This is a genomic window from Solitalea longa, assembly GCF_002920915.1.
Lineage (GTDB): Bacteria > Bacteroidota > Bacteroidia > Sphingobacteriales > Sphingobacteriaceae > Solitalea > Solitalea longa.
In genome coordinates this window covers 37,769-61,342 of sequence record NZ_PQVF01000015.1, presented here as the reverse complement: position 1 = coordinate 61,342, position 23,574 = coordinate 37,769, and the positions used below count along the sequence as shown (strand labels likewise).

General features: G+C 38.1%; 20 protein-coding genes. 6 read left to right on the top strand and 14 right to left on the bottom strand.

Annotation, left to right across the window (positions count from 1 at the left end; translation table 11 throughout):
- Nucleotides 1-35: 35 nt before the first annotated feature.
- Nucleotides 36-1,292 (bottom strand): asparagine synthetase B, encoded by a 1,257-nt coding sequence (locus tag C3K47_RS17400; RefSeq protein WP_103790444.1) that lies wholly within the window; start codon nt 1,290-1,292, stop codon nt 36-38.
- Between the two features lie 153 nt (nt 1,293-1,445).
- Between C3K47_RS17400 and C3K47_RS17395 the strand changes: the two genes are divergently transcribed.
- Entirely contained in the window at nt 1,446-1,907 is a 462-nt protein-coding gene (locus tag C3K47_RS17395) for a peptidylprolyl isomerase (protein WP_103790443.1), read from the top strand.
- Nucleotides 1,908-1,992: 85 nt separating this feature from the next.
- Nucleotides 1,993-2,484 carry a DUF5606 family protein gene (locus tag C3K47_RS17390; RefSeq protein ID WP_103790442.1) on the top strand — a complete coding sequence of 164 codons (492 nt, stop codon included), beginning with the start codon at nt 1,993-1,995 and terminating at the stop codon, nt 2,482-2,484.
- 20 nt (nt 2,485-2,504) lie between these two features.
- Here C3K47_RS17390 and C3K47_RS19610 read toward each other — a convergent pair whose 3' ends face one another.
- From C3K47_RS19610 to C3K47_RS17375, 4 genes are all read right to left on the bottom strand, one after another.
- A complete protein-coding gene (locus C3K47_RS19610; protein ID WP_165784728.1) occupies nt 2,505-2,657 on the bottom strand; it encodes a hypothetical protein in 153 nt (50 codons plus the stop codon).
- 189 nt (nt 2,658-2,846) lie between these two features.
- Nucleotides 2,847-3,320, bottom strand: coding sequence for a 23S rRNA (pseudouridine(1915)-N(3))-methyltransferase RlmH (rlmH, locus tag C3K47_RS17385; protein WP_103790441.1), 474 nt, complete (start codon nt 3,318-3,320; stop codon nt 2,847-2,849).
- A gap of 14 nt (nt 3,321-3,334) precedes the next feature.
- Nucleotides 3,335-5,389: a PKD domain-containing protein gene (locus C3K47_RS17380; protein ID WP_103790440.1), complete on the bottom strand. Its 2,055-nt coding sequence runs from the start codon at nt 5,387-5,389 to the stop codon at nt 3,335-3,337.
- 146 nt (nt 5,390-5,535) lie between these two features.
- Entirely contained in the window at nt 5,536-5,856 is a 321-nt protein-coding gene (locus tag C3K47_RS17375) for a hypothetical protein (RefSeq protein WP_103790439.1), read from the bottom strand.
- 350 nt (nt 5,857-6,206) lie between these two features.
- Here C3K47_RS17375 and C3K47_RS17370 point away from each other — a divergent pair, with 350 nt between their 5' ends.
- Entirely contained in the window at nt 6,207-6,647 is a 441-nt protein-coding gene (locus C3K47_RS17370; RefSeq protein ID WP_103790438.1) for a hypothetical protein, read from the top strand.
- 50 nt (nt 6,648-6,697) lie between these two features.
- Here the strand turns inward: C3K47_RS17370 and C3K47_RS17365 are convergent, their stop codons facing one another.
- From C3K47_RS17365 to C3K47_RS17355, 3 genes are all read right to left on the bottom strand, one after another.
- A complete protein-coding gene (locus C3K47_RS17365) occupies nt 6,698-8,965 on the bottom strand; it encodes an aconitate hydratase (RefSeq protein WP_103790437.1) in 2,268 nt (755 codons plus the stop codon).
- A gap of 358 nt (nt 8,966-9,323) precedes the next feature.
- Nucleotides 9,324-10,037, bottom strand: a complete 714-nt coding sequence (locus tag C3K47_RS17360) for a COG3650 family protein (protein WP_103790436.1) — start codon at nt 10,035-10,037, stop codon at nt 9,324-9,326.
- Nucleotides 10,038-10,410: 373 nt separating this feature from the next.
- The gene (locus C3K47_RS17355; RefSeq protein ID WP_103790435.1) at nt 10,411-10,992 is read right to left on the bottom strand and encodes an RNA polymerase sigma factor; all 582 of its coding nucleotides are present in this window, start codon (nt 10,990-10,992) and stop codon (nt 10,411-10,413) included.
- A 257-nt stretch (nt 10,993-11,249) separates the two neighbouring features.
- On the opposite strand from C3K47_RS17355, the gene uvrA reads away from it, so the two are divergent.
- Complete coding sequence (gene uvrA / locus C3K47_RS17350) at nt 11,250-14,078, top strand: excinuclease ABC subunit UvrA (protein ID WP_103790434.1); 2,829 nt, start codon at nt 11,250-11,252, stop codon at nt 14,076-14,078.
- 117 nt (nt 14,079-14,195) lie between these two features.
- Nucleotides 14,196-16,442 (top strand): GH92 family glycosyl hydrolase, encoded by a 2,247-nt coding sequence (locus tag C3K47_RS17345; protein ID WP_103790433.1) that lies wholly within the window; start codon nt 14,196-14,198, stop codon nt 16,440-16,442.
- 48 nt (nt 16,443-16,490) lie between these two features.
- On the opposite strand, the gene C3K47_RS17340 is transcribed toward C3K47_RS17345, so the two are convergent.
- On the bottom strand, nt 16,491-17,723 hold the full coding sequence (locus C3K47_RS17340; protein WP_103790432.1) for an ROK family transcriptional regulator: 1,233 nt from the start codon (nt 17,721-17,723) through the stop codon (nt 16,491-16,493).
- 970 nt (nt 17,724-18,693) lie between these two features.
- Between C3K47_RS17340 and C3K47_RS17325 the strand changes: the two genes are divergently transcribed.
- Nucleotides 18,694-19,170: a hypothetical protein gene (locus tag C3K47_RS17325; RefSeq protein WP_103790429.1), complete on the top strand. Its 477-nt coding sequence runs from the start codon at nt 18,694-18,696 to the stop codon at nt 19,168-19,170.
- 19 nt (nt 19,171-19,189) lie between these two features.
- On the opposite strand, the gene C3K47_RS17320 is transcribed toward C3K47_RS17325, so the two are convergent.
- The 5 genes from C3K47_RS17320 to C3K47_RS17300 all read right to left on the bottom strand — a co-directional run bounded on the left by C3K47_RS17320 (nt 19,190) and on the right by C3K47_RS17300 (nt 23,571).
- On the bottom strand, nt 19,190-20,122 hold the full coding sequence (locus C3K47_RS17320) for a bifunctional riboflavin kinase/FAD synthetase (protein ID WP_103790428.1): 933 nt from the start codon (nt 20,120-20,122) through the stop codon (nt 19,190-19,192).
- 79 nt (nt 20,123-20,201) lie between these two features.
- Entirely contained in the window at nt 20,202-20,978 is a 777-nt protein-coding gene (gene truB, locus C3K47_RS17315) for a tRNA pseudouridine(55) synthase TruB (RefSeq protein WP_103790427.1), read from the bottom strand.
- 40 nt (nt 20,979-21,018) lie between these two features.
- Nucleotides 21,019-22,152, bottom strand: coding sequence for an MFS transporter (locus C3K47_RS17310; RefSeq protein ID WP_103790426.1), 1,134 nt, complete (start codon nt 22,150-22,152; stop codon nt 21,019-21,021).
- 302 nt (nt 22,153-22,454) lie between these two features.
- Entirely contained in the window at nt 22,455-23,249 is a 795-nt protein-coding gene (locus tag C3K47_RS17305) for an undecaprenyl-diphosphate phosphatase (RefSeq protein ID WP_103790425.1), read from the bottom strand.
- A gap of 88 nt (nt 23,250-23,337) precedes the next feature.
- Nucleotides 23,338-23,571, bottom strand: a complete 234-nt coding sequence (locus C3K47_RS17300) for a DUF3098 domain-containing protein (protein ID WP_103790424.1) — start codon at nt 23,569-23,571, stop codon at nt 23,338-23,340.
- Nucleotides 23,572-23,574: the final 3 nt, after the last annotated feature.

The window sequence follows — 23,574 nt, the reverse complement described above, 5'->3', positions numbered from 1 at the left end:
AGATCTAAGATCTTCAATCCGAAATCTAAAATCCATCAGGTTTTTTGTTTTTTCTTTTTGGCAGCCGGGAATAATACATTGTTTAATATTAAGCGATAACCGGGAGAGCTGGGGTAGAGACTTAAATCAGTAGGAGGGTCTCCAACCTGGTGCCGATAATCTTCGGGATCATGACCTCCGTAGAATGTCCATGTGCCCTGGCCAAATTCACCGTGGATATACCTCGCCTCATTTAGTCCTTTGTTTTCACCCAATATCAAAACTTCCGGTTTTATCATTTGCTTTCTAAAGGCGGTGGTTTGTCCCATAAAGCCTTTAATGATCTTGGTGTGATTTTGAGTTAGCATAGTAGGAACAACATCCCATTTGGCCGAAAAATCAAACAATGTAAATAGATCATTTTCTTCATCAACGGCTCTCAGGGCCGGTACATCAATATCGGCGAACTCATAGTTATAAGGATTCATATCGAGTTTAAAATCCTTGAACGCAAATGTTTTGCTATAATCGAGTTTAGCATTTGCATTGGGATCAGCAGGGTCTCCGTCGAACATTGATTCGCAGATATCTAAGCCTTCGGCTGCAAGTGAAATATCGAAACTGTCGGTTCCTGAGCACATCGAAAACAAGAAGCCTCCACCTGCGGTAAAGTCGCGAATGGTTTTAGCAACGGCCAGTTTCATTTCTGAAACCTTTTTGAATCCTAAAGAGCGGGCAGTTTTTTCTTGTATAGCAACATCCTGTTGGTACCAGGGCATCATTCTGAATTGAGCATAAAATCGTCCGTATTGCCCCGTGAAATCTTCATGGTGCATGTGCAGCCAGTCATATTTCGGAAGTTCGCCTTTAATTACTTCCTCGTCATAAATAGTAGTGTAAGGAATTTCGGCATAGGTAAGAACCAAGGTTACAGCATCGTCCCAAGGCAGTTTATTTTTAGGAGAGTATACGGCAATTTTGGGCATTTTCTCGAGTTTAACCAGGTCGGTGTTTGATTCCGGGTCACTGATCTCTTTCAAGATGGCGCTTACCTGCACATCGGGGATCACTTCAAATGAAACACCCCGTATCCTGCATTCATTTTGTATTTGTGAATCATTCTGAATTAAAAAACTGCCACCCCGGTAATTCAAAAGCCAATCAACCGTAAGTTGTTTGCTGAGCACCCAATATGCAATACCATATGCCTTTAAATGGTTTTTTTGATTTTCATCCATCGGAATTAAAATGGATGAAGCAAAACTGCAGCAGCAAATGAAAATAAACAGCGTAGTAACGAGGGTTTTCTTCATTTCCAAATTTAAGTATTGACAATGACTAACGGTAATTCAAATTGATGAATAGTTTGAGGGTAAATAATAACCAGTTTTTTCAATTGTATTGAATACTGATTTATGACTGAACTTTTTGTATTTTTGCGGCCTTAATTTATTTATTAAACAGAAATGGTTAAAGCAATAATAAAAACCGAAAAGGGTGATATGACTGTGGAGTTTTTTGAAAAGGATGCTCCCAATACCGTTGCGAACTTTGTGAAATTAGCCAAAGAAGGTTTTTACGATGGAATAACGTTTCATCGTGTAATTCCAAATTTCGTTGTTCAGGGAGGATGTCCGTTTTCAAAAGATCCGGCAACTGCATTTCGTGCAGGTACCGGTGGTCCTGGCTACCATATCGATTGTGAATTGAACGGCGAAAACCAATACCATGATCGTGGTGTGCTTTCAATGGCTCATGCAGGTCGTAATACTGGTGGTTCCCAGTTCTTTATTTGTCACAGCCGTGCAAATACCGCACATCTTGATCGTAATCATACCTGTTTTGGTAAAGTGGTTGAGAATGTAGATGTTGTGGATGATATTCGTCAGGGCGACAAAATTTTGAAAATAGAAGTTATTGAAGCTTAAAAATAGTTGCCGGAAAAATAAAAGCAGTTGGCAAATTGGATAATTATAGCTGTTATTGTTTTTCCGGCCCTCAAATACTAAAATTATGAATTTAAGAGGAATTGTTGCTGTTTCAGGCAAACCAGGCTTATACAAAGTGATTGGTCAAAATAAAGCCGGTTTTGTACTTGAGTCGTTAGATGAAGCAAAAAATAAAACAGTTATTAATGGGAATGCTAAAGTTGCGGCTTTGCATGAAATTACTGTTTATGGTCAGAATGATGATCTTCAATTGCGGGATATCATTGCTAAAATGGGTGAAGATTTAAACGCTGTGCCTGATCCTAAGGAAGATGGTAAAGTGTTGAAAAATTACTTTGCGGCAATGGCTCCAGAGCATGATTCGGAACGCGTATATGTTTCTGATATTAAGAAAATTGTTAGTTGGGTGAAAATCCTATCTGGTTTTCCTTTGTGGGACGAGGCTGATCCTGATGCAGGAACTTCTGAGCCTGTAGTAGAAGAAGGGAAAGAAGAAACCATAGCTGAAGAGGTAGAAAAACCTAAAAAGGCAAGAAAAGCAAAAAAGGCAGAGTAATTACTCTGCCTTTTTTTTGTTTAGTTCTTTGCTGAAAACTTAATCTCTTTTTGGATCGCTGTTGGGCTATTATTGGATTTTGCATCTCTCCAGTGCTCCATAAATTGGGTTGTAATGGTTACAACTAATAAAAGCAGAAGTAATATAATACTCACTTCCTTTTTTCTTTCCATACTGAAATTCATTGGTTCCATTGCGTTTGGTTAAAACTTAAGCGTAAGTAAAATAAAAAAAGTAGTATTCGCAAGTGTTTAACCATTCATTAACTATTGAATCTTTTGGTTAAATAGTTAATAAGTTGATAGCCAATGTGTAAGTTTTATTAAAAAGTTTTGATTGTAGATAAAAATTCCCAAAGTGGGTTATTCATGGTGATAAGGTTCCCCTTTTAGTATAGTAAATGCCCGATATAGCTGCTCAACGAAAAATAATCTAACCATTTGATGAGAGAACGTCATTTTGGAAAGACTAATTTTCTCATTGGCTCGTTCATAAACCTTTGGATCGAAACCATAAGGCCCACCAATAATAAACACCAGATTCTGTACGGCCCTGTTCATGTTCTTATTTATATGGGCAGAGAACTGAACGGAAGAAAATTCTTTACCTTTTTCGTCTAGTAGCACCACCTGATCAGTAGCATTTAGGTGTTTAAATAACAGTTCTGCCTCTTTCTTCTTCTGTTCATCAACCGTTAGGTTTTTAGTGTTTTTTAAAGCCGGAATAGTAATCGTAGAAAAGTTAATATAGTGTTTTAACCGTTTTTCATATTTATCAACCCCATCAGTTATGTAACTATCCTCGGTTTTGCCTAATTGAATAAGAGTAATCTTCATTAATAAGAATGCTGTCAGTAAATTACAGTAATGTCTCCTGCCTTTTTAACGGCCCTGTTATTCTCATTTAAACCATCGATAACATAATAATAAGTTGCCGGAGGAACCGGTTCATTATTGCAAGTTCCATCCCACCTGAAATCAATATTGTTTGACTCAAACAGTTTTGCTCCCCATCGGTCGAAAATTGATAGTTTATACGTTTTAATATGAGTAACCGTTACCACAAAGGTATCATTTAAACCATCACTATTGGGGGTTATTACATTTGGGGTAAAAATTTCACTTTCCGAGGAAATCGTTAAGGTTCCTATTATAACCGTGCTATTACAACTTTGCTGGTTAGTGGCAGTAAGTTTTATATTATATTCTCCGTCTTTTTCGTAAACATGTTCAGGGTTGGTTTCTGTTGAAGTGGTACCATCGCCAAAATCCCATAAAAATGAATCGGCGTTTATGGATGTGTTATTAAACTTTACGGTGTATGGAGGGAATAGTTTAACGGGGATAGCCGGATCAGTTGTAAATGAAGCCACAGGATTGGGAATGATCCGGTCGATAACCTGGGTAGCCGCTTCGCTTTCACAGCCAAATTTTGAGATCTTTAATGTATAAGTCCCAAGAGATCTAGTGCCTTGTGCAGTAATTGAAGGGTTTCTTTCAGTGGAAGTAAAACCATTGGGCCCGGTCCATAAATAAGTAGCCCCGGGTACATCTTTAGCCTCCAGCTTTAATACATCATTTTCACAAATTGCAGAGCTGCTACTTAATATAATCGGTATTTCAGGTTTCAGGCCAACAGTAAACGTTTGATAAGCAATTACATTACAGCCTTTTTCACCTTCTACCTGCAATACAGCTGTTTTAACACCTGCTGTTGTGTACGTTACAGTATGTGGTCCCAGGGTATTAGCTTCAGCAGGCGAGGCCCCTTCTCCAAATGTCCATTTATATTTTATGGCATCTTTAACAGTGGCTGTAAAACTGTATCGCTGTGTAGTTCCGCAAGCCGGGTCTAAAGGAGTGGCGCTAACGGATGCAGTAGGCCCTTGAAACTCTCCCGATCCTCCAAACTCAATGGTAAAACCATTGTTTCCGCTCGAAAAATTATTAACTAATAAGGCATAATTATGATCTTGCTGCATGTTAATAAATTTAACAAAACCATCTTGTCCCGGAATGCAACCAGGTTCTTCGCGGGTATCTGTTGCCCCAAGGTTCATGCCGGTTTGATTGTAAAAAGGGTTACAAGTAACACCACTTCCGGCTGCGCATCGAATTGCGTTGCCGGCATTTATCCTACTGCAATCACCACCAATGCCTAAGTCATATAAAACCCAGTCAATATCATCAGTAGAAACAGTAGGCGTGATGGTGAATGTTAAGGTTCCTGAATTAGCTGCTGTCCATTTATACCAGGCGCTGTTCGATTCTGAAGGTTCCTGCGGAATTGGGTCGAGGCAAGTGCCTGCCGCCTCGCGGTTATTGGTTCCGGCTCCCACTACGTTAGTTTGAGTAAAGGAATCTTTATTACATAAAAATGAAGCCGAGCTGCAATCTTGTCCGGGTTTTAAAATAGGGTTGTAATTGTTGACGCAAATTTTAAAGGTTCCGGTATTGTTATTTTCCGCGCTTATCCTGATGTAATAAACTGTTCCAATGGCCAAGCCGCCTTTGTATAAGGTACTAACATTTCCATTTGTAAGAACAGAAGAGAAGATCTCATTAAAGGTAAAGCAATCGCCGCTGTAAAGTTGAATGAGGGGTTTTGTTATCGTTCCTCCCATTCCGTTTACATTACCGGAAACGGTAATGTTGATATCAAGCGCTACTGCGGTAAATTTAAACCAAACGTCTTTGCCCACAGAAGGCCAGGCTTGTGGTTTCGCCGGATCACCAGTGGTGGCATTGGCATTACTAAAAGCTCCATCTGCTGAACAATAATTATTAACGCTGGTAATTGCAGTTGCATTGGCACAATTATCACTCGCCGTAGTTTGTGCCTTTGCTTGTTGAGAATAAACAAAAAGTAATAGTAAGATTAGAGAAACGTAAATTTTGAGAGCCATGCTTTAATTTAAGAAAAGAATTTCTAAATAGTAAGCATGAAGTGTTGATTAACAATAGGTTCGATGTTGAAAATGGGGAGAAATTAAAATAGAGAAAGCGTCCTGAAAATATCGGGACGCTTTCAATTTATTTTGATTTAAATGTATTAGTTGTTGTACGGAGCCGGATGCAAAGCTAATTTCTTAATTAGATCGGCTGAGAGTAAATCGTTAAATGCAGAGTAGGCAGTAATCAATGCGCCTTTGAATAAACCATCGTTTGATTCAATGGCAAATATTAATGAAGCATCTTGCGGGTCTTTTATTCCATCAAGTTTGTAATACTCCTTAATTGTAAAGTTATCCGGGCTTAAAAAAATATTTTTTTCAATTAATCGAATGCCATTTCCGGTAAGTTCAAAAGTATAATTATAGCCCTTTTTGGTCAGCTCTGTTAAGTATTGAAATAAGTGAACAAATTTCTTCATGGTTTATTATTGAGTTTAGTTTAGTTTGTACAGCTATATTACCATTAATATTTAAAAAACCATACCAATTATAATTTTTGTGGAAAAATATTTTGATAAACACCTGCATTAAAAACTATTGTTTTGTTTTATAAACTCTATGTAAAATTTTATAACAAATTATAACGTAGAATTTTACGATGGAATTTAAATTATGAGAAAAGTTAACCACAGTTTGTTCAAGAAACTTAAATAGTCTCGTTAATTTATGTTTTATTATAATTAACTTTAGTTCAATTACTTCCATTCAAAATTTCTCTACTGCCATCTATTTTCATTTCATTTTAAATCACCTTTAGAAAGGAGGACTTATGAAATCAATTAAAACCTATGTACTAATGATAGGCTTGATTTGTATTGCCTATACTGCTAATTCCCAATCTATGAAACCATATACGGAAAGCTCGGTTTGGGACATCACCATGATCAGGGTAAAACCTGGAATGGGAGAGGATTATCTTAAAAGTTTAAATGGAGGGTTGCGAAAACTATATGACGAAGCCATCAAGCAAGGGCTGCTAGTGTCATATAAAATACTTTCGGGAGATGCCAGCGGACAGGGAGATTGGAATATGCTCATTTTGGTGGAATATAAAAATATGGCCGCCTTAGATGGATTAAGTGATAAGATGGATGCAATGGAGCAGAAGGTGGTTGGAAATGAAGATGTTCAAAAGAAGATAATGGTATCAAGAGTTGATATGAGAGATATCATTGGAACGAAACTAATGAGAGAGCTGAAGTTCCAATAAATAAAAAACCCGGTTTGTGGCCGGGTTTTTTTATAAAAGTTGGGAATTAATTAGTTCACAACTTGTTTACGAATAATGTTTAATGCACCACCTGCCTTAAACCATTCGATCTGCTGTTCATTATAAGTATGATTTACAGCGAATTGCTCAGTAGAACCATCAGCATGGTGTAAAACAATAGTTAATTGTTTACCTGGAGCAAAATCTGTTAGGCCGATAATATCGATAACATCATTTTCCTGAATTTTATCATAGTCGGCAGGGGTAGCAAAAGTAACACCTAACATACCTTGCTTTTTAAGGTTAGTTTCGTGAATACGTGCAAACGATTTAGTTAACACTACACGAACTCCTAAATGACGAGGCTCCATGGCAGCATGCTCACGTGAAGAACCTTCACCGTAGTTTTCGTCCCCAACAACAATTGAACCGATACCAGCTGCTTTGTAAGCACGCTGAGTAGCCGGAACCGGACCATATTCGCCGGTTAATTGGTTTTTAACATTGTCAGTTTTTTCATTAAAGAAGTTAACTGCACCAATTAACATATTGTTAGAGATATTATCTAAGTGACCGCGGTATTTTAACCAAGGGCCGGCCATTGAGATATGGTCGGTTGTACATTTACCTTTAGCTTTGATCAAAAGTTTTAATCCTTTAAGATCAGTTCCTTCCCAAGCAGCAAATGGATCTAATAATTGTAAACGGTCAGAAGTAGGAGCAACAGCAACAGTTACACCACTGCCGTCTTCAGCAGGAGCTTGATAACCAGCGTCTTCAACTGCAAATCCTTTAGTTGGTAACTCGTCACCTGTAGGAGGATCTAATTTAACTTTCTCGCCTTTTTCATTGGTTAAGAAATCGGTAGCAGGGTTAAAGGTAAGATCACCAGCAATAGCTAAAGCGGTCACCAATTCAGGAGAACCTACAAAGGCAAATGTATTTGGATTGCCATCGGCACGTTTAGCGAAGTTACGGTTGAATGAGTGTACAATGGTATTCTTTTCAGCTTTCTCAGCACCAACACGTGCCCACATACCGATACATGGTCCACAAGCGTTAGCAAATACTTTAGCACCAATCTGATCAAAAGTTTCTAAGAAACCGTCGCGCTCAATGGTATAACGTACTAACTCCGAACCTGGAGTGATAGTGAATTCAGCTTTAGTTTTAAGGTTTTTATTAGCAACCTGTTTCGCTAATGAAGCAGCACGTGCAATATCTTCATATGAAGAGTTGGTACAAGAACCGATCAATCCTACTTCAATTTTGGTAGGCCAACCGTTTTTCTCAGCTTCTTCTTTAATTTTTGAAATAGGGGTAGCTAAATCTGGAGTGAAAGGACCGTTTAAGTGTGGCTCTAGTTCATCTAAGTTAATTTCGATCAACTGATCGAAATATTTCTCAGGGTTAGCATACACTTCAGCATCTGCTGTTAAATGTTCTTTGATTCCATTAGCCAAGTCAGCAACTTCATTACGATCAGTTGAACGTAAATAACGCTCCATTGACTCATCATAACCGAAAGTTGAAGTGGTTGCACCAATTTCAGCACCCATGTTAGCGATAGTACCTTTACCTGTACATGACATAGAGGTAACACCTTCGCCAAAATATTCTACAATGCAACCGGTTCCACCTTTTACAGTTAAAATTCCGGCAACTTTTAAGATCACGTCTTTTGGAGCAGTCCAGCCACTTAATTTACCGGTTAATTTCACGCCGATCAATTTAGGGAATTTCAACTCCCAAGGCAGGCCAGCCATTACGTCACATGCATCAGCACCACCCACACCAATTGCGATCATACCTAAACCACCAGCATTTACAGTGTGCGAGTCGGTACCGATCATCATACCACCCGGAAACGCGTAGTTTTCTAAAACTACCTGGTGAATGATACCTGCACCTGGTTTCCAGAATCCAATACCATATTTGTTTGAAACAGATGATAAGAAATCATAAACTTCTTTATTCGTAACTTCTGCTGAATGTAAATCCTCGGAAGAACCAACTTTCGCAGTAATTAAGTGGTCGCAATGAACAGTTGAAGGAACCGCAACTTTAGGGCGGCCTGCTTGCATAAATTGTAACAAGGCCATTTGAGCCGTTGCATCTTGCATGGCTACCCGATCCGGAGCAAAATCAACGTATGACTTGCCACGTTCATAGATAGTACCAGGAGTACCATCCCATAAGTGAGAATAAAGAATTTTTTCGGTAAGTGTTAACGGACGGCCTACAAGCTTACGTGCCGCCTCTACACGGGCTGGCATGCGCTCATAAACCTTCTTGATCATTTCTATGTCAAACGCCATTTTTATGAGTATTATATGTTTTTTTAATATGGACTTAATTAAATAACCTCTGTTTGGGCAGAAGGTTTAGCGAAATTTAGAGATGGCTCGGAAGAATTGATAAAAGTTTTTATTCAACTTTATGAAATTCATAATTTAAGCAATGCGAATTTACAAAAAATCGGTTTAGAATCGCCGGTTATAACAGGTTTTGCTTATTTATAAAAATTCTAAATAAAAAGCATGTTCAAAATTGATGCAAGACAAAATGCCATATGGCTTAACTGTAAATTGATTTATTGTAAAATTGTTTTACCTGATTTACAATTAATCGGGTAAAACAAATAACAGTTTAACCGTTTATCATTACAACCCTTTATTATTTCCAGGAAATGGCGCAGCCTTTATAACTTTTACCATTGATCAGTATTTCGGCACTGAATTTATACTTTGTATCGGTCATGGTATCACTGCACTCTTGCTGACGAATCGTGATGCGAATATTAGCCCTTTCTTCCTTGTTACGGGTTTCATAGGTCCATGAAGTAGTGTCTTTATTAATTATAGGTTCCTTGAAATTAAAACGATATGCTTTTTGCGTATTAAAATCAGAGAATGAGATCAGGTTTTCAGATTTTGAGATCTCCAGGTTCCAGCTTGGTTCACTTCCCAAGGCCCAGAAATCATACGGAATACAAACGTTTTGATAGTTTTTATGTTCCATACGGCGAACTTCATATACTTTCAACGTTTTAGGAAGGGTTTTAGCAATACTGTCGTTAGTGGTTTTAGAAATAATACCTTTTAGTTCTACTAAAACAGCTTCTTCGGTGTGTTTAATGGCCGGCAAACTATCATAGCGCTGAGCCAGCGTACCTGTTTCATCTTTTACGAAGAAAACCATTGATGTATCAACACAATCTCTCAAACTATCCAGTTTTTCTGAATGCACATATAGGCCTTTTACATAAACGGTGTCATCGCCTAGTTTTTGTCCCGATTTGTTACCGTTTTGGCAAGAAAACAGCACTAAGGCTGATGAAAGTAGACAAAACGCTGTTAAAGAAGATCTGAGTGCTGTTTTTATGGTCATGGTTTAAGTTGTTGTTATTCAATTGGTTTAAATATTCATTCAATGATAGCTATGGCTGCGTAAACTGCGTACAATATTCAATTTTTAAACAGTATTACCAACAGCTTTATGCAACAATTGGGATAAAGTATAAAGGGAAAGTACAAAGTAAGAAGTACAAAGTACGATTTGGGATTTAGGATTTTAGAGTGAAGAGTAGAAAGTACAAAGCAAGAAGTACAAATAACAATTTGGGCTTTACGATTGTAGAGGGCGAGTAAAAAGGTAGGAGTTAGGTTGTAGATCTAAAATCTAACTCCTACCTACAAATGAAAAACGCCTTGATCTATTATCAAGGCGTTTTATATAAATGAGCTACAGTTTATTTGTTAGCCTATTTTAAACTTTCTTCTTTAATATTCATCATCTTGCGCAAGTTATTTAAAGCATAGCGCATACGGCCAAGGGCAGTGTTAATGCTTACTTCAGTTATATCGGCTATCTCTTTAAAACTTAAGTCGGCGTAATGACGCATGATCAACACTTCTCTTTGTTCTTCCGGAAGCATTAATATCAGCTTTCTTAAATCGGCAATATTTTGCTCTCTGATCATTTTATCTTCCGCATTTTCATCAACAAAGTGCAAAACGTTGAAGATGTCGTATCCGTCGATAGTGGTAACCACCGGTGTGCGTTTGTCTTTACGGAAATGATCGATAACAAGGTTATGGGCAATACGTAAAACCCATGGTAAAAACTTACCTTCTTCATTGTATTTACCGGCTCTAAGGGTATTGATTACCTTGATAAAAGTATCCTGGAAAATATCCTCAGCTAAATAAGAATCTTTAACCAATAAATAGATAGTTGTGTAAATTTTGGCTTTATGACGATTAATGAGAATTTCGAGCGCTTCTTCATTACCCTTAAGATAATGGTGAATCAGGGATTGATCGTTTTCTTGATGGCGGTTCATGGGCCTCTATCTATGTTAACTTTTAATTAAAAAAAATATTAAAGTAGTGTAGATTTTTAGCCTATAATTTCCTCCTGTTGTTTTTGGGTTATATCACAAATAAACGACTATTTTCAAAAAATCAAAAATATATTTTTGTTATAACCACAATTTTCAAACACAAATATATTTTTATTGAGTGTTGAAAATATGCAGTTTTGCTAAACTTTTCTAACAGGGCAAATGTTCAAACTTCGTACCTTTTTCAAACGGTTTTAATGAGTAAAAATATTGACGAGATCAGTGCGAAAACGCACATAGTGATAAAAGGGGCCAGAGTTCACAATTTAAAAAACGTGGATGTGGCCATTCCTAAGAACAAACTTGTGGTAATAACCGGCCTTTCGGGGTCAGGCAAATCAAGTTTAGCCTTTGATACATTATATGCCGAAGGCCAACGTCGTTATGTGGAAAGTTTATCTGCTTATGCCCGCCAGTTTATGGGCCGAATGAATAAACCCGAAGTTGATTATATCAAAGGTATAGCCCCGGCAATTGCCATTGAACAAAAAGTAAACACGTCAAATCCCCGCTCTACAGTAGGGACTTCTACTGAAATTTATGATTATCTGAAATTGCTTTTTGCAAGGGTGGGAAGAACATATTCGCCAATTTCAGGGATGGAGGTTAAGCGCGACAGCGTGACTAGCGTAACTGATTTTATTTTATCATTGACCGATGATACAGCGGTAAATGTTTTTTGTCCGTTACATCCTCATAATAACCGCGCCCTGAAGGAAGAACTGGCTGTTTTACTGCAAAAAGGTTTTAAACGGGTAGCCTATCACGGTAGTGTTTCAAAAATTGAAGATCTATTAGAAGATAAATCTATTGACGCCAATCATCCATTAAAGGAGGGAGAATTAAGGATTTTAGTCGACCGAATTATTGTGGATAGGGAAGAAGATACTTTAAACAGAATTTCGGATTCGGTTCAAACCGCTTTCTTTGAAGGCAAGGGAGATGCGTATGTTCAATATAAAGATGAAGCTACAGATGAAAACATTGAAAGGCATTTTTGCGACCGGTTCGAGTTGGATGAAATGCGTTTTGAGGAGCCAACGCCACAGTTTTTCAGCTTTAATAACCCATACGGAGCTTGCAAAACCTGTGAGGGATACGGAAGTGTGATCGGTATAGATCCTGATCTGGTGATTCCGGATAAATCGAAATCTATTTATGACAGTGCCATTGCTCCATGGCGTGGAGAAAAGATGAAGGAATGGAATGAGGCTTTGATTAAGAATGCGGCCAAGTTTGATTTTCCTATTCATCGGGCATATATCGAACTAACTGAGGAAGAAAAGGAATTGCTATGGACCGGTAACCGATACTTTGGTGGTTTAAATGACTTCTTTAAAGATCTCGAATCTCAAACTTATAAAATTCAGTATCGGGTAATCCTTTCCAGATACAGAGGTAAAACAGTTTGTCCTGATTGTAAGGGTAGCCGTTTGCGAAAAGATGCCAGCTATGTGAAGATTGCCGGAAAATCGATCACTGATATTGTGTTAATGTCTTTGGAAAAAGCTTCGAAGTTTTTTGAAGAGATTCAATTGAACGAACATGACGCTCAGGTTTCTAAACGTTTGCTGATTGAAATTCAAAATCGCTTACGATTTTTAAATGATGTTGGATTGGGTTATTTAACCTTAAATCGATTATCAAATACCTTGTCGGGAGGAGAGTCTCAACGCATTAACCTGGCTACATCCCTGGGAAGTAGTTTGGTCGGTTCCGTTTATGTTTTAGACGAACCAAGCATAGGCTTGCATCCTCGCGATACTCATCGTTTAATCGGGGTTTTAAAATCGCTGCGTAATGCTGGTAACTCGGTTTTAGTGGTTGAACACGAAGAAGAGATCATGCTTGCTGCCGATCACTTGATCGATATAGGGCCCCGGGCTGGCATTAATGGTGGAGAATTGGTGTTTGAAGGAGATTTTGCCGCCATCTTAACCGATACACATAGTTTAACGGGTCAGTATTTGTCGGGGAAAAAAGAAATTGCTATCCCTGCCCAGCGACGCAAATGGGCAGATTATATAGAAATTGAGGGAGCAAGGGAAAACAATCTTAAAAATATAAGCGTTAAGTTTCCGCTGCATACCTTAACCTGTATTACAGGCGTAAGCGGGTCGGGCAAAACAAGTTTGGTAAAGCGTATTCTTTATCCCGCTTTGCAAAAAGCTATCGGTAATTTTACCGGAGAGCAGAGCGGAGCCTTTAACAATATATCGGGAGATATTTCTAAGGTGGCCCAGATTGAAATGATCGATCAGAATCCGATTGGCCGTTCCTCTCGTTCCAATCCGGTGACGTATGTTAAGGCATATGATGAAATCCGAAACTTATTCGCTTCTCAATCGGCTGCAAAGGCATCCGGCTTAAAGCCATCGGCATTTTCGTTTAATGTTGAAGGCGGACGTTGTGATACGTGTCAGGGTGAAGGAGAAGTGAAAATTGAAATGCAGTTTATGGCAGATATTTATTTGCCTTGCGAAACCTGTGGCGGAAGACGGTTTAAACAACATGTTCTCGATGTAAAATACAGAGAAAAAGATATTTCCGAAATTCTCGATCTTAGTATTGACGAGGCTTTGGAGTTTTTTGTGGAAGAGAAAAAGATCACTTCGAAGATTCAGCCTTTGCAGGATGTTGGTTTGGGCTATGTTAAACTAGGGCAATCATCAAATACCTTATCAGGAGGAGAGGCACAGCGTATTAAACTGGCATCATTCCTGGTGAAAGGCCATAATCCTCATCATACTTTATTTATCTTTGATGAACCCACCACGGGATTGCATTTTGATGATATCAATAAACTGATGAAATCTTTCGATGCATTGATTGCACAGGGTAATACCATTATTGTGATCGAACATAATATGGACGTGATAAAATGCGCCGATTGGATCATCGATATCGGGCCAGAGGGCGGAGAAAAGGGAGGTAATTTGGTATTTGAAGGTGTTCCGGAAGACTTAATTAAATCGGAACATTCCTATACAGGCAAGTTTTTAAAAGAAAGATTAAATCATAAATAATAAGTGGAGGCTGAATAAATATATCAGCCTCTGTTTGTTTTATATTGATAAATTTTTCTTTGTTTTATTCTTGCTAAAACAATTTAGCATTAAATTGGGCACATCAATTTATATACCATGAATATAAACGTAAACAAAGTAAGATTCTTCTTAATGCTGCTGATGGCCATTTCGGTAAGTCAGGTTTTTGCACAGCAAAAAAGCAAGAGAATTGACTATGTGAATCCCTTCATAGGCACCGGGGGGCATGGACACACCTATCCTGGAGCGACCGTTCCTTTTGGGATGGTGCAATTGAGTCCGGATAATGGTTCGCAGGGTTGGGACTGGGTTTCGGGCTATCATTATACTGATTCATTAATTACAGGATTCAGTCATACACACTTAAGTGGAACCGGAATTGGCGATTTAGCTGATATTTCCGTTATGCCTACCTTAAAATTGGTTGACTCAGCAAAGATCCTCGAGCACTTTTCACATAGCCGTGAAAAGGCTTCTCCAGGTTATTATTCAGTTCTTTTAGATGATTCAAAAATAAAAGTAGAATTAACCGCTAGTCAAAATGTAGGTTGGCACCGATATACATTTCCAGAATCAGAAATAGCCACCATAAGATTTGACCTAGGGTTTGCCATTAACTGGGATTCACCGGTAGAAACTTACCTCAAAATTGAAAATGACTCTACTGTAGTGGGTTATCGAAAATCAAAAGGTTGGGCTGATGACCAATGGGTATTCTTTGCTGCGCAACTTTCGAAAAAGATCTTAGGCTTTTCTGTTGTAAAGGATGGAAAGGAGAGTGGCTTTAAAGCTGAAAGAGGCAAAAAAGTAGTTACATCGTTAATTTTTGCCACTACAGAAAATGAACAAGTGATAATGAAAGTGGCCCTTTCATCAGCCAATATTGAAGGAGCGTTAAAAGCATTAGAGGCTGAAAAAGGCTGGGGTTTTGACAAAACCCGAAAGAATGCAGAACAAACCTGGGAAAAGGAATTGGCTAAAATAGATGTAAGTGGTACTGATGAAAATAAAACGATTTTTTATACGGCGCTGTATCATACATATGTTGCTCCAACCCTTTTCAGCGACTTAAACGGTAATTATAAAGGGCCTAACGGACAGGTTAATCAGGCAAAAGGCTTTATGGATTATTCAGTATTCTCACTTTGGGATACGTTCAGAGCCGCAAATCCGTTGTATACCCTCGTTCAGCCAGAGCGAGTTCCTGATTTTATCAATTCTTTTCTGGCATTTTATAAGGAGTCGGGCTTATTGCCGGTATGGCCACTGGCCGGAAACGAAACCAATTGTATGACCGGCTATCATGCGGTTCCGGTAGTTGCCGATGCAATTTTAAAAGGCTTTAAAGGGTTTGATTACGAGCTAGCCTATGAGGCGATGAAGGCAAGCTCAATGCAAAATATTCGCGGAACAGATGCTTATCGTCAGTATAAATATTTACCTCAGGATAAAAAAGATGAAAGTGTTACCATCACACTTGAGTATGCTTATGATGACTGGTGTATTGCCCAGGTAGCCCAAAAACTTGGTAAAACCGATGATTATAACACTTATATGAGTCGTGCAGGTTATTATGCCAACTTGTTCGACAAATCAACAGGTTTTATGCGAGCCAAAAATTCTGATGGTCAATGGGTTCCTAACTTCGATCCATATTTTTCAGAGCATGGCGCCAAATCGCAGTACACAGAAGGTAACGCCTGGCAACATAGCTGGTTTGTTCCTCATGACCCTCAAGGTTTAATTAACCTGTTTGGAAGTAAAGAGGCATTTGTAGCAAAGCTGGATTCGCTGTTTACCGTAAGTTCAGAAATGACTGGTGCAAATAAATCTCCGGATGTTTCTGGGTTTATCGGTCAGTATGCACATGGTAATGAGCCAAGTCATCATATTGCCTATTTATATAATTATGCCGGCCAGCCCTGGAAGAGTCAGGCGCGGGTGAGAGAAATTTTAAGAACCATGTATACCGCAAAACCTGATGGTCTTTCGGGTAATGAGGATTGCGGACAAATGAGTGCCTGGTATGTATTAAGTTCGATGGGTATTTATCCGGTTAATCCGGCAAGTGGGGTGTATGTTTTCGGTAGTCCGATACTAAATTCTGCAAAGATCAACCTGGGCAATGGTAGAACGTTTGCCATTAACGCGGTAAATAACTCCAAAGAAAATATATATATACAATCGGCAAGCCTAAATGGAAAACCGTATAATAAAACTTATATCACGCATTCCGATATGCTAAAAGGGGGAGTGCTGGTATTTACGATGGGTAAAACACCTAATAAGAAATTTGGAACGGATGAAAAGGCAATTCCACCTGCTATGAGTTTAGCCCGATAGTTGATAAAAAAAGTCCTGATTTATTCGATCAGGACTTTTTTTATGGTATTAACCGATGGATAATGTCATATTTCTTGCCAGCAACGAAGCTCCAACGATACCGGCCTTTGCACCCAGTGTTGAGATAGTTAATTGCGTGTCGTTATTAACAAGGCTTAGTGAATATTTATTTAAGGCACTTTTAATTGGTAGCTGGATATAATTACCTGTAGAAGCGATCATTCCTCCTAAAACCACCATTTCCGGATTGAAAAGGTTGATCAGCAGGGCAACGCCTCTGCCAATTTTTTCGCCGATTTGTTCCAAAAGTTCAATTGCCAAAACATCATCATTTATGGCAGCCTGTAAAATATCATCCAGTCGGATCTCCTCAAGCTTTTTATTGCGCATGGCAATACTTGATGAACCTTCTTCAATTTTCTTAATAAATAGTTTTAATAAAGCATCGCCCGAAGCTTCAGTTTCCAAACAACCTTTTTTGCCGCAATGACATAATATCTCGTTGTTGAAAAATGGGATATGTCCGAACTCACCAGAATATCCTGATTTACCATAGTATAGCTGACCATTAATCAAAATACCCATACCAATCCCGTAATCGAGATTGACGAATAAGACATTTTTTTCCTCACCAACCGAACCCGAGCAATATTCACCATAAGCCATGGCCCTCGAATCGTTTTCGATAAGTGTTTTAATCCCCACCTTGCTTTCCATGATCTTACTTAGCGGTTCATCATTGCTAAAATAGAAGGAGTTGTAGTTATAACCGGTAGCAAAATTTACCCGGCCCGATAAGTTGATTCCCATTCCCAGAATTTTATCCTTTGAAATAGGTTGCTCGTTAATGAATTTTTGAATTATTGAACAAAGTTCATCAAGTGAATCCATTGTATTAAAAAGTCTGTAAGGGATCTTTTCCGTTACCTTAACCAGATTTTTTTTAAAGTCGAGTAAGCCTATGCTTACATGGTATTTGCGCACTTCAACGCCAAGAAAGAAGCCCGATTCCGAAGCTAGTCCGTATAAATTTGGTCTGCGACCACCTGTTGAATCTATTTTTCCATAATCTTTTACCAATCCTTCTTTGATCAAGTCGTTTATGAGAGTGGTAACTTTTGGCGCGCTGGCGTTTAACTCTTTACATAAATCGGCAATGGTGGCATTTCCGATGTTTGCAAAATGGCCTATCGTCTTTTTCTTTAAATCTAAATTTTTATATGCTACACCCGAAATGTTTTCATTTTCGAGTTCTTCAAAAAAAGTATTCGTTGCATTCATGTTTAAAAGTCAATCAATAATGAAAGAAATTTTTATATATGGTTACGAATATAATTGTTTATTCGAAAAAAAATTAAAAAGATTCAATTGATTTATCAAAAAAGATAGCTAATGGATGCTGTTTTAGAGGGGGTATTTCAAATTCAAGGAATTCCAAGCGTTTAAATTATATCAATTCAATTGCAAAAGAAAAGGGGTGGAAGAGTAATTAGGATGGTAAAAAGGTTCCTTTTTAAAACAAATAAAAAGGTGATCTTTTTTGAAGATCACCATAAACAAGAGCAAAAAGACTTCCAATCGTATGCTACTTATTTTTTTACTATTAGATTTTAAACGAATCTTTTTAATTGTATACCGCTATTTCAAAAGTGATTTAGGGTGCTAGCAAAATAAAAGAATTTAAGTTGTTAATTTTTTTTACTAATAAAGGTAAAAATAAAGAAAATAGGAATATGTTTTATGAGAAAATATTTTTCCCTCTTTTAGTAAAGTTAAAACTAGTCATCTTTTTAATAGTATTATATAATCTAGCCGGTTTTTTAAAACTGTATAATTTAAATCAAATAGCAAAAGAACTAATGAATAAACGGATTGATTGGAGAAATTATTATCTCATTTCTAATGGTAAGAGGTTTTTAAATTGATCAATAAAAAAATCGATCGGGTTAGGGTTAATTGAGGAGGTGTTTTAGTTATAATCACTTTTTAATTGAAAAGTGAAGTTTAGAGTTAACTACGTAAAAAAATAATTTTAGGAATTTGTTACTTATTAATTTTTAGCCTAAGTTTTCATTTTTTTCTCAATCAAATAATCAAAGTGGTGCCAGTATTCCATTAGAAAGTAAATTTGAACAGTTGTGTTAGGATTGATTTTTAGAAAAATTGCAGTCTCTTTTCTATTTATATAAAATTGAGGATCTAAAAGCTGGAATCTGTTATCTTTGCAGCTTAAAATTGTTAGACATATTAAATGAATAAGCATCTATTAGTATTTTTCGTATTACTTTCCCTTTTAATATCCTGTAAACCTTCAGCTTTAAAACAAAATAAGACTGAGAATGAAGGAAAAGTAGAAGAAACTAGGGCAGTTGTATCAAAGAAAGCGGTTGTTGTGTTTGATCAAAAATATGTTGGACAAATCAGGGGAGCCGATTTAAATGATTGGCGTTTTTCGGTAAGGCTGTACGAAACACCCAAAACCTTTTGGTACCGAATGGATGTTGTTGACCGTGAACTTGAAGTTAGTGATACAGTGGTGTTTCCAAAATTAGGAATGGAAATGGTTCCGGCCTTGAAAAAAGGACATGAACCCAACTCCTGCCTTGTTGGTTTTTTAGATAAACAAGGAAACTTCCTGGAATACAAAAAGGTTGTATCCGGATCAAAAGGATTAATGATCAGGCAAACGAAAACCTATTACGTTAGTTCTAAAAAAGCAGCGCGTTAAAATATAAATCCCGAGGATATCAGATACCGGATAAAACAGATTTGGCATTAACCTCATCTTTTTTTAACTGTGCGGTAAGTTCTTCCAAACCGTTAAACTTTTCATCATTTCTAATGAATTCAATAAATTCAATTGTGATGGATTGGGTATAAATATCGCGGTTAAAATTGAAGATGTTTACTTCAATGTTGTGTGTCATGCCATTAATTGTAGGCCTATGACCGATGTATAGCATTCCTCCAAACTGTTCCTCATCAATGTGCACTTTTACTGCATAGATACCGTCGCTGGGAATTAGTTTATAACTTTCTTCTACATATAGATTAGCAGTAGGGAACCCGATTTTTCTTCCAATCTGGTCGCCTTTTACCACTCGTCCACTTAATCTGAAATTATAACCCAGAAATTCATCCGCTGCGCTAACATTACCTTTTAACAAAGCTTCACGGATTTTGGTTGAGCTTACCGCAACGTCATTCACATCCTGTTCAGGAATCTCTTCTACCTCAAATCCATATTGCGGGCCATACATTTTAAGATGTTCAAAACTGCCTTCGCGATCTTTGCCAAAACGATGGTCGTAGCCAATTACCAATTTTTTGGTTCCTATTTTCTTTACCAAAATGTCTTCAATGAATTCGGAAGAGTTGAGGTTTGAAAAATCGCGGGTGAAAGGTATAATGATCAGGTGTTGAATACCTGCCTGTTTCAAAAGATCGATCTTTTCATCCAGGGTATTGATCAGTTTTGGATGGTTTGATTCGGGATGCAGGATCATACGTGGATGAGGAAAAAAGGTGAGTAACACCGTTTCTCCGTCAATAGAGCGGGCAATTTCTAAAAGTCGCTGAATGATTTTGCGATGGCCGAAATGCACACCGTCAAAAGTGCCAAGAGTAACTACCGGGCGCTCAAGAGTTTTAAAATCATCAAGACTTCTGTATATGTTCATTTGTTAATGCTTAAGGTATTACAGTTCATGGTCGATAGTCCATGGTCCATAATTTTATAGTTTAAAGTTTATCAAAGGACTATGGCCTTTGGTCCAGGGGCTCCTTTTGTTTCCTAATCTCTTCCACCATTTGCATTACTTCGGTGGCATTCTCAATTTTAAATTCACCGATCCGGGTGCGGCGTAGAGCCGATAAATAGGCTCCATTATTCAGCTTTTTACCAAAGTCATGAGCAAGTGAACGGATATAAGTTCCTTTGGTGCACACCACTCGGAAATCAATTTCCGGTAACTCAATACGGGTGATCTCAAATTCACTGATGGTCACTTTTCGTGATTTAATGATCACTTCTTCACCACGGCGTGCTTTTTCATACGCTCTTTCCCCGTTAATTTTTATTGCAGAATGTGCCGGCGCAATCTGTTCAATTTCACCGATAAAATGCTTTGTATTATCCACAATCTGATCTTGAGTAATGTGCCTGATATCATACTGCACATCTACCTCCGTTTCCATATCGTATGAAGGAGTTGTTCCTCCCAACACCATGGTGCCGGTATATTCTTTTTCCTGAGCCTGATAATCGTCAATCTTCTTGGTGAACTTGCCTGTACAAATAATTAACAAGCCTTTGGCCAGTGGGTCAAGGGTGCCGGCATGACCTACCTTTATTTTGGTGGGTTTAAAGGCATTCCTTATTTTTCCAACCACATCAAAAGATGTCCATTTGTAGGGCTTATTAATTAACAATACCTCTCCCTCCTGAAACTTGCTAAAGTCAGGGGTAGTATCACCATTTGATCTTTTTATGTTGTTTTCTGAAGAGTTAGAAAAATTATTATTCTCGTTAATCATGCTCAATTACCTCAGGGGCAAAGATAGTGTGAATATTGGTTTAATAGGATTGGCGAGTCTGTTTATTTTTAGGGAAATTGATCTGCATATAGATCAATGCCAGAGAGGTAATACCAGCGCAAATATAAAGCGTGATCGGGATCATCTTTAAATCATGGATAAATAACCAGCCGGCAAGTAATGCACCGAGGCCAATTCCCGCTTCCAGTGCGATATACATCGTAGCCATTGCTTTTCCACGTTGTTCAGGATGGCCAAGGTCAACGGTCCATGCCGATACCGTAGGTGACAACATGCCGGTAGAAACGCCGTAAAGAGAGGATGCAGCCAATAGTCCAACTGCCGATTTTGCAAATCCTATTGCCAACAAGGCCATGATTAACAGGCTGAGGCTCACTTTTAGGACGATAATGCGTCCGTGTCGGTCGGAAACTTTACCGGCTAAAAACCGGATCAATAAAGAGGCAATGGTAAACACCATATAAAATAAACCTTTATTGGTAACGCCTAAATGTAAGCTCCAATCAGACACAACAGTAAGAATGGCGCCATAGCTGATGTAACTTAAAAAGGTAATAATGGCCGCCGGTAGTGCCCGAGTATCAATAATATCTTTACGGTTTATTTTTAAATGTGAAGGATGAAAGCGTTGTTTGTCTCGCAGTGTTTCTTTCATGTTCATTAGTATGGCTATCGACAATAATGCAAAAACGGAAGAACAATAGAATAAAACATTGATCGAAAAATGCGAAGTGATCCAGCTTCCAATAGCCGGGCCAATGGCCATACCAGTGCTAAAAAATAAACCATGAATACCCATAGCTTCGCCCCATCGTTTTACCGGAATCAAATCGGCTACGTAGGCTGCCGTGGCGGTGGGTTTAAAGCCGGTTGAAAAACCATGAAATAGCCTGAGCAATAAGAAGCCTGCAACCGTGGTCAAAACCGGATACAAAAATCCGCAGAAAAAACACACTAATGAACCGATGGCCATTACAGGTACTCTTCCTATGGTGTCGGTGAGTTTTCCACTAAATGGCCGGGAAATACCGGCTGTTAATGTAAATAGTGCAATGATCAATCCTTTGTATTCGGCGCCGCCTAGGGAGGTGAGATAGGAGGGAAGTTCAGGAATCAGCATATTGAAGCTTGCAGAGAACAGAAACGAACTCATGCACACTAATACAAATTGTAAATTATAAACCGATTCGGATCTTTCAGGACTATTTTGCAAACTCACAGGACGTTAATGAGGGTGCAAAAGTAGGGAGTTTTTTTGAAGTATCCTTCGACTCCGCTCAGGATGACTATGCTTCGACTAGGCTCAGGATGACTAAGCTTCGACTGCGCTCAGGATGAATGGGCCTAGGATGACGCTTTAATGTCAGGCTGAGCGAAGTCGAAGCCTATTGTTAAAAATACAATCAGTTAAGGATTCCTCATGCCATGGAATGAAACATGGATTCTTCGTTCTATCTAAATGATTTCCAGGTTATGTCCCATGAAATAAAATATCAGGATCAAAAGGCCAACAACTATACGGTAATAGCCAAATACTTTAAACCCGTGTTTAGTTAGGTAACCGATAAAGGCTTTTATAGCGATAATGGCCACGATAAAGCCAGCGAGATTACCTACCGCGAACAATTGCCATTCATGTGTATTTAATGAAATTCCGTCCTTATAAAAATCATACATTTTTTTTGCCGTTGCAGCAAACATGGTAGGAACAGCTAAAAAGAAAGAGAATTCAGCAGCTTGCTTTCTGTTTAGTTTTTGAGTTAACCCACCAATAATGGTTGAAGCCGAACGAGAAACCCCGGGAATCATGGCGATGCATTGGAACAAACCAATTACAAAAGCATTGTTATACTTTATTTCTTTGTCAGGATTATTTTCTGAAGCTTTGAACCATTTGTCGAGCAAAATGAAGATAACCCCACCTACTAAAAGCATAATGCCTACAGTTAAAACACTTTCGAGTAAGGCATCAATTTGTTTTGACAGCAAAAGGCCGAAGATGACAGCAGGTATAAAGGCGACAAAAAGCTTAAAATAGAAATCAAGACTTTGGAAAAATCGCTTGAAATATAATACCACAACCGACAAGATAGTGCCGAATTGAATACCTACCGTAAAGAATTTAGTGAAATCACTGTTCGGAACTTTCATCAGCCAGGACGCTATGATCATGTGGCCTGTTGAGGAAACAGGTAAAAATTCGGTCAATCCTTCAACAATTGCAAGGATGATTGCTTGAATAAAGGTCATGTGTTTTTATAGGGGTATAAAAAGTAGATAGACCATGGTCCATAGTTGAAATGAATCTATGGACTATGATCTATTAACTATGGACTAATTACTTTGCTGATTTCTTAAAGATTGCAAAGAATTCAATAGTAAAACCGATAAGTACTAAAATTGGAGCTACTACCAATTTAGTGTTGTTGTAAATGTCGCTGGTTCCGCTCATGCAGATAAATCCCAGAGTAATTACTGCCAGGCCTACAAGCATTAAGATGTAATTTTGGCGACCAAAAAGGGAGTTTACCTTTTTATCGGTTGGTGAGGTGGTTTTTGTTTCAGTACTCATTTA

Excerpts from the sequence above, each read along its gene's own strand:
- C3K47_RS17310 (WP_103790426.1), bottom strand. The coding sequence starts at position 22,152 with ATGAGTTCGTTTCTGTTCTCTGCAAGCTTCAATATGCTGATTCCTGAA.
- C3K47_RS17320 (WP_103790428.1), bottom strand. The coding sequence starts at position 20,122 with ATGAACATATACAGAAGTCTTGATGATTTTAAAACTCTTGAGCGCCCG.
- C3K47_RS17325 (WP_103790429.1), top strand. The coding sequence starts at position 18,694 with ATGAATAAGCATCTATTAGTATTTTTCGTATTACTTTCCCTTTTAATA.
- C3K47_RS17370 (WP_103790438.1), top strand. The coding sequence starts at position 6,207 with ATGAAATCAATTAAAACCTATGTACTAATGATAGGCTTGATTTGTATT.
- C3K47_RS17355 (WP_103790435.1), bottom strand. The coding sequence starts at position 10,992 with ATGAACCGCCATCAAGAAAACGATCAATCCCTGATTCACCATTATCTT.
- C3K47_RS17380 (WP_103790440.1), bottom strand. The coding sequence starts at position 5,389 with ATGGCTCTCAAAATTTACGTTTCTCTAATCTTACTATTACTTTTTGTT.
- C3K47_RS17345 (WP_103790433.1), top strand. The coding sequence starts at position 14,196 with ATGAATATAAACGTAAACAAAGTAAGATTCTTCTTAATGCTGCTGATG.
- C3K47_RS17390 (WP_103790442.1), top strand. The coding sequence starts at position 1,993 with ATGAATTTAAGAGGAATTGTTGCTGTTTCAGGCAAACCAGGCTTATAC.
- C3K47_RS17365 (WP_103790437.1), bottom strand. The coding sequence starts at position 8,965 with ATGGCGTTTGACATAGAAATGATCAAGAAGGTTTATGAGCGCATGCCA.
- C3K47_RS17300 (WP_103790424.1), bottom strand. The coding sequence starts at position 23,571 with ATGAGTACTGAAACAAAAACCACCTCACCAACCGATAAAAAGGTAAAC.
- C3K47_RS19610 (WP_165784728.1), bottom strand. The coding sequence starts at position 2,657 with ATGGAAAGAAAAAAGGAAGTGAGTATTATATTACTTCTGCTTTTATTA.
- C3K47_RS17340 (WP_103790432.1), bottom strand. The coding sequence starts at position 17,723 with ATGAATGCAACGAATACTTTTTTTGAAGAACTCGAAAATGAAAACATT.
- truB (WP_103790427.1), bottom strand. The coding sequence starts at position 20,978 with ATGATTAACGAGAATAATAATTTTTCTAACTCTTCAGAAAACAACATA.
- uvrA (WP_103790434.1), top strand. The coding sequence starts at position 11,250 with ATGAGTAAAAATATTGACGAGATCAGTGCGAAAACGCACATAGTGATA.
- C3K47_RS17360 (WP_103790436.1), bottom strand. The coding sequence starts at position 10,037 with ATGACCATAAAAACAGCACTCAGATCTTCTTTAACAGCGTTTTGTCTA.
- C3K47_RS17400 (WP_103790444.1), bottom strand. The coding sequence starts at position 1,292 with ATGAAGAAAACCCTCGTTACTACGCTGTTTATTTTCATTTGCTGCTGC.
- C3K47_RS17305 (WP_103790425.1), bottom strand. The coding sequence starts at position 23,249 with ATGACCTTTATTCAAGCAATCATCCTTGCAATTGTTGAAGGATTGACC.
- rlmH (WP_103790441.1), bottom strand. The coding sequence starts at position 3,320 with ATGAAGATTACTCTTATTCAATTAGGCAAAACCGAGGATAGTTACATA.
- C3K47_RS17395 (WP_103790443.1), top strand. The coding sequence starts at position 1,446 with ATGGTTAAAGCAATAATAAAAACCGAAAAGGGTGATATGACTGTGGAG.
- C3K47_RS17375 (WP_103790439.1), bottom strand. The coding sequence starts at position 5,856 with ATGAAGAAATTTGTTCACTTATTTCAATACTTAACAGAGCTGACCAAA.